General features: G+C 39.1%; 11 protein-coding genes. 6 read left to right on the forward strand and 5 right to left on the reverse strand.

All coding sequences use genetic code 11. The features are described 5' to 3' along the window. Window positions 1-362: 362 nt before the first annotated feature. Window positions 363-1,109: an AAA family ATPase gene (locus tag J7E77_RS29345; RefSeq protein WP_214719043.1), complete on the reverse strand. Its 747-nt coding sequence runs from the start codon at window positions 1,107-1,109 to the stop codon at window positions 363-365. A 287-nt stretch (window positions 1,110-1,396) separates the two neighbouring features. Between J7E77_RS29345 and J7E77_RS29350 the strand changes: the two genes are divergently transcribed. Together J7E77_RS29350 and J7E77_RS29355 are read left to right on the forward strand one after the other, a co-directional pair. Continuing rightward, complete coding sequence (locus tag J7E77_RS29350) at window positions 1,397-1,822, forward strand: SRPBCC family protein (RefSeq protein ID WP_214719045.1); 426 nt, start codon at window positions 1,397-1,399, stop codon at window positions 1,820-1,822. Next, window positions 1,823-2,200 (forward strand): ArsR/SmtB family transcription factor, encoded by a 378-nt coding sequence (locus J7E77_RS29355; protein ID WP_214719048.1) that lies wholly within the window; start codon window positions 1,823-1,825, stop codon window positions 2,198-2,200. A 44-nt stretch (window positions 2,201-2,244) separates the two neighbouring features. Here the strand turns inward: J7E77_RS29355 and J7E77_RS29360 are convergent, their stop codons facing one another. Beyond that, complete coding sequence (locus J7E77_RS29360) at window positions 2,245-4,245, reverse strand: YhgE/Pip domain-containing protein (protein ID WP_214719049.1); 2,001 nt, start codon at window positions 4,243-4,245, stop codon at window positions 2,245-2,247. Window positions 4,246-4,369: 124 nt separating this feature from the next. Here J7E77_RS29360 and J7E77_RS29365 point away from each other — a divergent pair, with 124 nt between their 5' ends. Next, on the forward strand, window positions 4,370-5,254 hold the full coding sequence (locus J7E77_RS29365) for a LysR family transcriptional regulator (RefSeq protein ID WP_214719051.1): 885 nt from the start codon (window positions 4,370-4,372) through the stop codon (window positions 5,252-5,254). A gap of 48 nt (window positions 5,255-5,302) precedes the next feature. Here J7E77_RS29365 and J7E77_RS29370 read toward each other — a convergent pair whose 3' ends face one another. Continuing rightward, entirely contained in the window at window positions 5,303-6,658 is a 1,356-nt protein-coding gene (locus J7E77_RS29370) for an amino acid permease (RefSeq protein ID WP_214719052.1), read from the reverse strand. Window positions 6,659-7,129: 471 nt separating this feature from the next. Beyond that, window positions 7,130-7,351, reverse strand: a complete 222-nt coding sequence (locus J7E77_RS29375) for a DeoR family transcriptional regulator (RefSeq protein ID WP_066260326.1) — start codon at window positions 7,349-7,351, stop codon at window positions 7,130-7,132. A 454-nt stretch (window positions 7,352-7,805) separates the two neighbouring features. Between J7E77_RS29375 and pepV the strand changes: the two genes are divergently transcribed. Then, entirely contained in the window at window positions 7,806-9,227 is a 1,422-nt protein-coding gene (gene pepV, locus J7E77_RS29380; RefSeq protein WP_214719053.1) for a dipeptidase PepV, read from the forward strand. A gap of 24 nt (window positions 9,228-9,251) precedes the next feature. Continuing rightward, on the forward strand, window positions 9,252-10,124 hold the full coding sequence (gene dat / locus J7E77_RS29385; RefSeq protein ID WP_214719054.1) for a D-amino-acid transaminase: 873 nt from the start codon (window positions 9,252-9,254) through the stop codon (window positions 10,122-10,124). A 519-nt stretch (window positions 10,125-10,643) separates the two neighbouring features. Here the strand turns inward: dat and cysK are convergent. Beyond that, on the reverse strand, window positions 10,644-11,573 hold the full coding sequence (gene cysK, locus J7E77_RS29390; protein WP_214719055.1) for a cysteine synthase A: 930 nt from the start codon (window positions 11,571-11,573) through the stop codon (window positions 10,644-10,646). Window positions 11,574-11,740: 167 nt separating this feature from the next. On the opposite strand from cysK, the gene thpR reads away from it, so the two are divergent. Continuing rightward, window positions 11,741-12,319 carry an RNA 2',3'-cyclic phosphodiesterase gene (gene thpR / locus J7E77_RS29395; RefSeq protein WP_214719056.1) on the forward strand — a complete coding sequence of 193 codons (579 nt, stop codon included), beginning with the start codon at window positions 11,741-11,743 and terminating at the stop codon, window positions 12,317-12,319. Window positions 12,320-12,338 lie beyond the last annotated feature (19 nt).

The following is a 12,338-nucleotide window of genomic DNA, read 5'->3' on the forward strand; positions in this document are numbered from 1 at the left end:
ACGTGACCGAAACAGGGGTCAAACCAAGAATAGGGTAACGTAGAAGGTGTCTACGTGACCGAAACAGGGGTCAAACCAAGAATAGGGTAACGTAGGAGGTGTCTACGTGACCGAAACAGGGGTCGAAGCAAGGATAGAGTAACGTAGGAGGTGTCTACGTGACCGAAAGAGGGGCTAATTAAGAATAGGGTCACGTAGGAGGTGTTTACGTGACCGAAACAGGGGTCTAACTAAGGATAGGGTAACGTAGAAGGTGTCTACGTTCCCCTAAGAATGCCAGAATGAAGGATAGGGTCACATAGAAGGCGTCTACGTTCCTGGAACGAATGGTGATTGAGAAACCCGCCTTTCAAAGTCAATTTTTAATCATCTAACAGATGATGCAGCATTCTATTTTTATCATCAAAAAACTGTTTCATAATCCGATAATGATTCGTTTCCTCAAGTGTATTTTCAATAATTCCTTCTTCTGTAAATTCAAAGATTTTTGCCTTAGGATAAGCCATGATGATTGGCGAATGGGTAGCAATAATAAATTGGGAGTTCTCTTTCACCAAATCATGAATCCTTGTCAGCATCGACATCTGCCGCAGTGGGGAGAGGGCTGCTTCTGGTTCGTCTAAAAGGTATATCCCATTACCTCCAAACCGATGAAGAAAAGTGGCAAAGAAGGCCTCACCATGCGACTGTTCATGCAGGGAAACACCTCCGAATGATTCAATGACCCTTCTCCCGCCGCCTCCTTTATCCAGCTCCTCAATATTAGAAGCAACATTATAAAAACTTTCAGCGCGCAGAAAAAATCCATCCTTAGGTTTTTCGATACCCTTTATTACTTTGAGATAGTCTGCAAGAGGAGAATGTGAATCATAGGTTGAAAAATTAAAATTAAAGGACCCTCCCTCTGGATTAAAACCAACTGCTACCGCAATCGCTTCAAGCAGGGTGGATTTACCCATGCCGTTCTCCCCAATCAGGAAAGTAACATTCGGATGAAAAGCTAGTTCGTCTAAGCCTCGCAAACTGGGCAGGTTAAAGGGATATTTATTAAAAGAAGGAATTTCATCTCTTTTCAGATTAATTCTTCGTAAATATTGAGTATTTATCATATTTATTACCCCAATTTTTATTTTAATAAGGAAAGTTAGCAGATTGGTTAATATTAAAAGTAGCATATTTTTACTGCTTATCCTATATATTGATTTGTAATAATTATGGGATGAAAGTATATTGAATGAAAATTACGGTGATTTTACTTAATGTGAAGTCACCGTTTTTGTTTTTAAAAAAGAAATGCTTGACGTGCAACCAAATGGTGTTATATAGTCTTGATGTGAAACCAAATGGTTTCGTAATGAAGTAGTAATCGCAGCAAAATTCGAGGAGGCAATAAAAATTGGGAAATGAGTCACAGGCAACATTAGAAGATATAAAGTATACAGTCGTTTACAATGCTCCAATTGCTAAAGTATGGGATGCAGTAGCTACAGCAGAAGGTCTGGGTGCGTGGTTCATGCCGAATGATCTTCAGCCTGTTGAAGGTCATGAATTTCACTTAAATGCTGCGCAATTTGGCATGTCGCCATGTAAGGTAACGCATGTCGATCCACCTAACAAACTTTCATTTAATTGGGGAAAAGATTGGACACTAACATTTGAATTAAAAGAACTGGATGATAAAACAGAGTTAACTCTTATCCATGGTGGCTGGGACGCTAACAAAGTTACAGAATTCGGTGCTCCGCATACTCCTATCCGCGATAACATGAATCAGGGCTGGGCAGGTCTTGTGAAAAAATTGCAAGCACATGTTGAGGCATAAATGGCGGCTTCATCTGCAAAGCATGATGTTTTTCAAGCCATCGCTGATCCAACAAGGCGAAAGCTGTTAAAACTTCTTAGCAAGGAAGAGATGCCTGTCACGGCGATAAGTGAACACTTTCCGATAAGTCGAACCGCTGTGTCCAAGCATTTACGTGTATTAGCAGATGCCGGGCTAGTTAAGGAACGGAAAGCGGGCAGGGAAACAAGGTACAAGCTGGAGCCGGAGCCTTTAAACGAACTAAAGGATTGGCTCCAATATTTTGAGCTATTTTGGGAAAATAAGCTCTCAGCACTTAGGCTATTTGTTGAGCCAGATGTGAAGGAAATCAAACATCTCCATCCGGTAATTGAAAAGCCAGAAGACAAAAAAGATTAAAAAAGTGATACCCATGTAAATATTGGGTATCACTTTTTTAGTTTTTAATGAGAGGTCTCCACGGCAGTCTTGGAATGTTGCAGATGACTTGTCACCCATCCAATACCCCCCGCTATTACTAGGTAGAAAAGTAAGATTAGTATTTGCTGTTGTAGTTGGGCCCAATCCCCTAGGGAGATAACATCTTGGAAGCTCCGTAATGAATGGGCCATTGGTAAAGCATTACCGATCTTGCTTAGGATAGGATTACTCAATTCACCCGGGAATGTTCCACCACATGTAGCTAATTGTAAAACCAATAGTGTGACAGCCATAAATTTCCCTGCAACACCAAACAATGTCACTAACATAAGGATGACTGTCATGAAGGTTAAGGAGACAATGACACTGGATACAATAAACAAGGGAACACTTACCACATGTACTTTGAATCCGAAAAGGACTACCAAATCGACAAATAACACTTGTATTAATGCGATTGAGTACTTAAGTCCGAGTTTATTAATAAAATGCTCTGTTCCATTAACCTTAAGATCTTGTCTGCGTCCTAACGGAAGGATGTTAGCTGCCATTATTCCACCTACATAAAATGCTAAAGATAGAAAATAGGGGGTAATTCCAGTACCATAATTCGGAACCTCGGATAAATCCGATTCTACTAATTTGACTGGTTCTGAGAACATCGAGGTTAATTGGTTATTATTATGGATACTAGACGTTTGCTTAGCAGCATCATTTAATTTTGTGGCTAACTCGTCTGAACCAACGCTCAATTGATCCAAACCATCTACCAACTGATTGGTGCCGTTATCTAATTTACTTCCACCGTTTGCTAAATCAACTATTCCATTGTTTAAAGAGGAAAAACCATTTTTCCATTGAACGAAACCATTGGAAAATTGTACGGTTCCCTCAGATAATTTGTTTGCCCCGGTGGCAGCATCATCCATTTTATCGCCAAGCTTTGTCATACCATCTTGGACTTTTGTTTGTCCTTGAACTAATTTGTTTGCCCCTTGAGCAAGTTGGACTTGACCACTTCTCAATGAATCAGCTGCTTTTGATAGGCCGGTTGACATGGCAGCAATTTGTTGGAAGGTAGTATCATTTTTCATATCAGGGTGATTTTGTAAAAATAGTTCTACTGCTTTCGATAATTCATCTGTCGTGTTTTTCACCCCTGCTTGACCTTGAGATAACCTTTCACTATTCAAAGCCAAAGATTGCATGCCTTCCGTTAATTGTTCCATCCCAACTTCTACACTTGCATGACCTTCAGAAAGCTTTTCCATGCCATTAGAAAGTGCTAGTGAGCCCTCTTTTAAACCGGCAAGCCCATGGGTCAATTTTTGTTGACCGTTTGAAAGCCGCTGACTCCCATCCTCTAACTTTTTTGCACCATTATTTAAGCGGTCGACACCATCTGACAGCTGGATCATTCCATTCTTAGCATCGATTGTTCCTTGATTAATTTTTGACGCACCATCGCCGGCATCACGTAAGCCGTCTGCTAATTCAACAAACTTTGAAAATACGCCATCTGCGTAGGATTTCGTGATGCTAGCTGATATTTTTGTCTTCATTTCTTCCGTTGCGGTCGTACTAATTTGTGAGGCAACAAAGTTTTTTCCTGGATTTATTTTAAAATTTAGTTGTGCCTGCTCGGGATGTTCATCCATTAATGTACTAACTTTTTGTGAAAAATCTTTTGGAATCGTCAGAACCATATAATATTTCCCGTCTTTCAAACCTTGGTTTGCGGTCTTTGCAGAGAGGAAATAGAATTTGAGGTCCTTGTTTTCTTTTAAGTTTTTGACAAATTCCTGACCTGCCTCGATCGACTTGTTATCCATCATCGATCCATGATCTAGATTGACGACAGCGACAGGAAGTTGATCTAACCGTCCATAGGGATTCCAGTAACCAGCAAGAAAGAAACCAGAATAAATTAACGGAACGATTAATAGGAACACTAAGGCGATCCTTCCGTGCTTATGATGCCACATCATCTTTAAATCCCTAAATACTAAGTGAATTCCTTTCATAATGACCCCTTTACATTTAAGTTTTTTACATAACCACAATGATAAATACTTTTACGTATATTGTATAATATATAATTAGTTATCATTTAGTAGCTTTCAAGCTATTGATAAGGGGGCATAATTGATGGAGTTTTTACAATTACAGTATTTTCAAACAGTTGCCAGACTTGAGCATATGACCAAAGCCGCAGAAGAACTTCAAATTGCCCAACCCTCTTTAAGTAAAACCATAGCACGATTAGAGGAAGATTTGGGTGTTCCATTATTTGATCGGAAAAATCGACAGCTCCGGTTAAACGACTACGGAAAACTGTTTTTAGATCGAGTGAATCGGATATTTTTAGAATTAAATGAAGGGAAAAGAGAAATTGCTGAAAGAGCTCATCAAAGGCAAACGCAAATTACTTTAGCGGTCAGTATTCCAAGGGTCCTTCCTGAGTTATTGAGTTCTTTTTTAAAGCTTTTTCCCGAAATTAAATTTCAACAAGTCCTAGAGTCAACCTCCTCAATGAAAAGCCGGCTGGAAAAGGCGGAGATTGATTTTGGTATTTCATCCGTGCCTATTGAGGGGACGGATATCATCTGGGAACCGCTAATGACTGAAGAAATCTACTTAATTGTTCCCCCAGAACATCGTTTATCGAGGAGAGAAGAAATATTTCTTAATGAAGTAAAGGACGAGCCTATTATCGGTATGAATACTGGTTTCGGATTTAGAAACTTAACAGATGAATTTTGTCGTAAGGCAGGATTTGTTCCAAACATTGCTTTTGAAGGAGATGAGCCGGGGGTGATAGGGGAATTAGTTAAACAAGGTTTAGGGATTGCTTTTATTCCAGAAATTTCGTGGCTCCATCATACGAATCCCTTTCCAAACAAACTGAGAATCATTGAACCAAAATGCCAAAGGACCATTGGGTTAGGCTGGTCAAAGAGGCGATATTTATCTGAGGCGGGACAAGAATTTCGTCAGTATGTGATCGAGTACTTTTCAAAGCTTTCTCTTTGAAAAAGGAAAAAAGACCAACAAGTAAATTGAGGGCCTTTTCTGTATCTATTAAGCGGTAATTTCATTCAAACCATTTTTTCTAACAAGAAATGAGAGAATGATTAACAAGCCAATGGTTGCCAAGCTTACGGTTGTACCAATTAGATTATTTGGATTAAACACAAATCCAATAAAGATAATACTTAAAGATACAATCGCGAAGATGGTCGTATATGGAAACCATTTTACGTTAAATGCCGGTTGACTTTTGTAAAGTGGTCTTAGTTTTAACTGTGCTGCACAAATACTAATCCAGATTAGCATGACTGTAAACCCTGGAATGGTCATGAGATAGCCGATTACCTCACTAGGTGTTAGATAGGCTAGGTAAACACCTGCTAATATACATATACTTGTAAGCATTATTCCTGTTAATGGAATTCCCTTTGCAGAGAGCTTTGCTAACCCCCTAGGCGCAACGCCACTTTGTGCCATAGAAAACAGCGTTCTGGATGTCGCATAAATACCTGAATTTGCAGCGGACAGTACGGCTGTCAGCAGGACAAAATTCATAATATGTGCTGCTCCAGGCAACCCTGTTGTACTGAAGACCTGAACGAAAGGACTGTCTGCACCCGTAACCTTGTCCCAAGGCATGAGTCCACAAATGATTAGTATTGGTAATATATAAAAAATAATAACACGCCAAACTGCCCCTTTAATAATCTTTGGCAATACTCGCTCAGCATCCTTTGTCTCGGTAACAGCGACCCCAATTAACTCCGCACCACCATACGAAAACATGACCACTAAAAAGGCGCTGAAAGTTCCACCCATTCCGTGCGGGAAAAATCCGCCGTGTGCTGTGTAGTTAGCGAGCGGATCCTGGATCGAGCTTGGAATAATTCCTAATAGGAGTGAAAAGCCTAAAATGATAAACGCTATCAGCGCTATGATTTTAATTCCAGCAAACCAAAATTCAAGTTCCCCATAATTTTTTACTTGAGTTAAATTAATTCCTACGATTATAACTGCGCAAAGGAAACTTAACACCCATAATGGTATTGTAGGAAACCAAAATTGTAGGAAACTTCCCGCTGCTAATAATTCAACAACCGTAACAAGAATCCAGTTGATCCAGTAAAGCCATCCCACAATATACGAAACTTGGAATCCAAATGCTTTATTTACTAAATGCTGTACATTTAAATTTGGAAAAGCAAGCGCCATTTCCCCTAAGGCAGCCATTATGATAAATAGTAAAAGGCCGCCAATTAAATAGGCAATTACAACACTCGGTCCTGCAATCGCCAAGGTGTCGGAACTCCCTTTAAAAATCCCCGTACCAATCATACCAGCTAAGGCTATAAACTGGACATGCCTCGGTAATAATCCTTTTTGTAAGTTCTGATGATTATTTTTCATGTTATTCCTACCCACTTATCTTTTTTGCTTAGACGCTTTTAAGCGCTAAAGTATTTTTGATATTAATATACTACCATACTATCGAAAACTGTCAATTAGTGTAGAGGATTTTAGATCAACCCATTCTCATGTTTCTACACAAGTACAGTGGCTTAGCTCCCTCCCATCATGTTCTTGCTATGGGGTTAAAATATTATCCATAAGAATTTTTTTTGGTTGAAGGAAACTTTGTTTGAAATGGCGAATATAATTAATTAAGGCAGGAGATGATTAATATGTTCGTAACCCCTCGATTGCAACGGAGGATTTTCATTTATTCATATGTTTTTAGAAAACTAGGGATCCTAAGTGAACAGGAATATCAAAAAATCACGAACCAAGTACATGAGCACCATTGATTTTAGATAAACAAAAAGCACGCGAGATGGGCTCGCGTGCTTTTTTATGAAATTATGCTAATTTATTTTTTTATTAAGAAGACATTTTTACTCTCTTTTGTGTTGTCGTCCATTTTCCGCGGCTTGGGCTAATTACCAAGTCATTATAGGCTAAGACATTTAAATCTCGTTGTATGGTGCGAGGAGTGATACCAAATTCCTCTACAAGTTCTTGCGTAGAAACAGTGCCGTTATTGCGGATAAACATGTAGATACATTTGATGCGGTTTAACATCCGGTTAGTTGAAGGTTTCAAAGAACCACTCCCTATCCTTTTTTCAAACCCATGGCAATACCCTGCTACCGACAGCCTATTTGAAGATTCCTCTTCAAGAATATGTAGTTTTCTTTTCCGCGCAGACATCTCCTTTTCGTGGATGATTACTGTGGATACTTAGATGTCTTACATCTAACCTTATTGTAACCACAAAATTAGAAAATTTCCACCAATATACTTAAATTTACAAAATAAACATCTAAAATTCACAAAAATTGTTCGGATTTTCGCCCTCCTTTACCATACTCTTACTATAGGTTATGGGCGATAATGTATGGATTATGACTAATTATTTGAATTTTTAGTTAAATTGGTTGGTTTATTTTTTGCATAATAAAAAAACAACGTTAATTGAAGCAAAATTGATAAAATATTTACAATAATGATATTGTTATGGTGGAAGTGAATTCATCAACGAAAGGGGGATTTACATTTGACGAAGATTGATTGGATGAGTGAAGTTGAAAAAAGAAAACAGTCCCTGATTACGGACACACAGGATTTATTACATATAAGAAGTCTTTTAGACGAAGAGAATACATCTGCTGAAGCGCCGCTTGGGAAAGGCGTGAAGGAAGCACTTGATTTTATGCTGACTCTTGGTGAAAAAGATGGATTTATTCCGAAAAATGTAGGGAACCTTGCCGGACATCTTGAGTTTGGTGAAGGTGAGGAACTGCTTGGAATCCTTTGTCATGTGGATGTGGTACCTGAAGGTGATGGCTGGTCAAGTGATCCATTTGGAGCCGAAATTCGTGATGGAATGATTTTTGCCCGTGGTGCACTAGATGATAAGGGACCGACGATGGCTGCCTATTATGCAATGAAAATTGTTAAGGATCTCGGTCTGCCACTTAAAAAGCGTGTTCGAATGATTATCGGAACCGACGAAGAAAGTAATTGGCGCTGTGTAGAGCACTATTTTAAGCATGAAGAAATGCCAACTTTAGGATTTGCTCCAGATGCAGATTTCCCTATTATTAATGCGGAAAAAGGGATTGCGGATTTTGATATGGTTCAGAAAAAATCGCCACAGGAATCTGTGGAGTCCAATATCAAGGTCGTCGGCTTTACTTCAGGTAAAAGATACAACATGGTTCCCGATTATGCGCAAGCAACCATTCTTATCAAGGAAAATCCGGAAGAGATAGTTCAGCAATTTATAAACTTTATGAAGGAATATCAATTGGAGCATAGTCACAAAATCGAAAATGGTGAATTAAGTTTAGAAGTAAAAGGGATCTCGGCCCACGGGATGGAACCGAAAAGTGGTAAAAATGCGGGCTTGTTTTTAGTGGAATTCCTTTCTAAGCAAAGGTTAGATGCAAAGGCCTCCGATTATTTCCAATTCGTTTCAAACTATTTCTTTAATGATTCCAGGGGTGTAAATCTTGGTGTGGCCTATTCAGATGACATTTCCGGTGAATTAACCATCAATCCTGGAAAGCTGACTTACAGTGATGAATTTGGTGGAAGAATTGGAATGACATGCAGATACCCTGTCACAAACAAAATGGATTCTACTAAAGCAAAACTGGATGATCTATTGCAAAATGAGGGATTTGAGATTGAAAATTTTTCTGACTCGAAACCACATTACGTCGATGAAAAAGAATTCCTGATTCAAACATTGAAAAAGGTTTATGAAGAACAAACGGGAGAAAAAGCTGAGTTAATTGCGATAGGCGGAGGGACCTACGCCCGTTCCCTAAAAGCAGGGGTAGCATTTGGACCCTTATTTCCTGGCAGACCAGATATAGCGCACCAAAAAGATGAATATATGTATATTGATGATTTACTTAAAGCAACAGCCATTTACGCTCAGGCTATTTTTGAATTGGCCATGAATGAATAAGATATAAAAAGGGGATATGGAAGAATGAAATTTGCAATCTTGAATGGGGAAATTATTGAGCGTTCAGAAGCTAAGGTTGATGTGGAAGATCGCGGTTATCAATTTGGTGATGGTGTATACGAAGTTATCCGTGTCTACAACGGAAAAATGTTCACAGGAACTGAACACATGAATCGTTTTGTGAAAAGCTTGGATAGTATTGGGATTGTACTTCCGTATACTATGGAGCAATTAACGAAATTGCTAGAAGAACTTGTTGCAAAAAATAATCTTCAGTTAGGGACCATATATATGCAAATTACGAGAGGAGTCGCACCCCGTAATCATGCGTTTCCGGCGGAAAATATAACTCCTAGCCTTGTAGCTTATACAAAGGAAGCGCTCAGACCTTTGGAAAGTTTGAAGAAGGGAGTAAAAACAATCGTAACAGAAGATATTCGTTGGCTGCGTTGTGACATAAAAAGTTTGAATTTGCTAGGCAATCTATTAGCCAAACAAAAAGCGGCTGTTGAAGGTTGCTTTGAAGCGATCCAACATCGCAACGGCAATGTTACGGAAGGGAGTTCGTCGAATATCTATATTGTCAAAAATGGTGTTGTGTTCACGCATCCGTCGGATAACTTAATTTTAAAAGGGATTACAAAGGATGTAATATTGCAGATTTGTACTAGTAATAATATTGTGGTGGAGGAACGAACATTTACACGTGATGAATTGGCCAATGCTGATGAAGTGTTCCTATCAAGTACTACTTCAGAGGTGATGCCGATTATTGAAGTGGATGGGAAGAAAGTTGCGGATGGTTTACCAGGCACTGTTACACGAAGGCTGCAAGAAGCATTTGAGCAAGAAATTGAAAAACAATGCGGAGCACTTAAAGATAAAACCCTTAATTAGAAAAAAGACGTGAACACAGGAGTGTAAAGGGTTCCGTTTTCAGGTGCATTTTAATAAATGACATAAGAAATGACGTATGAATTGGTATACGTCATTTTCTTTATTTATCAAGGTTATTAACATTTCTTATAGGGTTTGACAAACATTTGAAATCATTTTCCCTTAATGATGACCACTTTCTCCGGTTTTCCGAAGGGATTTGGTCTTCATCGCCTTAATGATGACCACTTTCTCCGGTTTTCCGAAGGGATTTGGTCTTCATCGCCTTAATGATGACCACTTTCTCTAGTTTTCCGAAGGGATTTGGTCTTCATCGCCTTAATGATGACCACTTGCTCTGGTTTTTCAAAAGGATTGGTCTTCATCTGCCTTATAAAGAAAAGTCGCCAATGTGCGACGACTTAATGGTCTAAAATATACCAATAACTATGTCTAACCGTTTGTCATTTCGGCTATAAACACTTCAGAAAAGCACCTCAAAACGGAACCCTTTAATAAGAGTGTCCAAGTCTTTTTTAATTAATATTGAAACAAATCGCTGGATAAGTATCGTTCGCCCGTATCGCAAGCAATACAAACGACCACATCATCTGGAGTTAAACGTTTGGCAACTTCTAATGCGGCGAAGCAAGCACCGCCAGAGGAAGGTCCAACTAGAATTCCTTCTTCGACAGCCAACCGACGCGAGATATCATAGGCATCTTCATCATTGATTTGATGAATTTCATCATAGACATCTTGATTTAGAATAACTGGGATAAAACCTGGGCTTGTCCCAACCAGCTTGTGTTTACCTGGTTTTCCGCCTGATAAAACAGGTGAGCCTTTCGGTTCGACAACATGGACCGTTAAATTTTCATAATGCTCTTTTAATGTTTCCCCTGTCCCAGTGATGGTTCCCCCAGTTCCAGCTGTTGCGACAAAAGCTGCCAGCGGTTTACCGATTTCCTTCATCGCTTTGATAATTTCAACAGCAGTAGTGAATCTGTGCGCATCTGAATTTGCGTGATTTTCAAATTGCATGGGAACAAAACTATTTGGAATCTCACTTGCTAATTCAAGTGCTTTTTGGATGGCTCCAGGCATTTTTTCAGCCCCAGGTGTAAGGACAACCTCAGCCCCGTATGCCTTTAGGATACTGATTCGTTCTTGTGTCATAGTATCAGGCATCACGATAATCGATTTATAGCCGCGAGCAGCAGCATTCATCGCAAGGCCAATCCCTGTATTTCCACTGGTCGGCTCAATAATCGTTGAACCTGCTGTTAATTTTCCAGCCTTTTCTGCTTCGATAATCATATTAAAAGCTGCCCGGTCTTTAACGCTCTTGCTGGGATTAAAGTACTCCAGTTTTAAATAAACCGAGGCCCCGCCCTTTGGTGCTAATCGATTTAGTTTCACTAATGGTGTATCTCCGATTAATTCAGCGATATTGTTGACTACTTTCATAGGGACCTTCCTTTCAATACCTTGAAGTAAGTTCTTAAATTATAGTTTCCTATCTAATAATAAATAAATTTATGCTCTATGTAAAAAATATCGGGTAATTGTCTGTTTGCTAATAGATACATTTAGGACAAAATAGACTAAAATTAACTAAAGAAAGGAAGATAACCATGGAACATCGATCCCATTTTTTCTTTGCCGTAAGAATACCAGAACAAACAAAATTAACGATGCAAGAACATATGGAAAAAATAAAGGAAAGAATCCCATTTAGCCGCTGGGTTCATTATCAAGATATGCATATAACCCTAGCATTTCTAGGCAGTTCTCCACCTGATAAACTTGCACTTGCAGAAAATAATGTTAAGGATGCCCTTAAAGATGAGAAAGCAATCACCCTGAGAATCAACAAACTTGGATTTTTCGGAAGTGCTGATTCTCCTCGTGTTTTTTGGGCCGATACAGAGGAAAGCAAGCATTTACAAACCATCAGAAAAAAGGTGTTTTCTGCTTGTGAGAATGCAGGGTTTCAACTTGAAACCAGACCCTTTCGACCTCATATAACACTTGCTAGAAAGTGGGGCGGGGTCCATCCCTTCCAAAAGGAAATGCTTGATTTATGGGAAGAACTTCAGCCTAACCCTCTCTCATTTGAAGCAAGTGAAGTAGTATTATATCGGACAAACCCTAACAAAACACCCAAGTATGAAGCCCTAAAAATATATCCTTTAAATCACACAAAAACATAAAATTAAAATAAAGGTTGGT

The organism is Bacillus sp. ISL-77 (assembly GCF_018613105.1).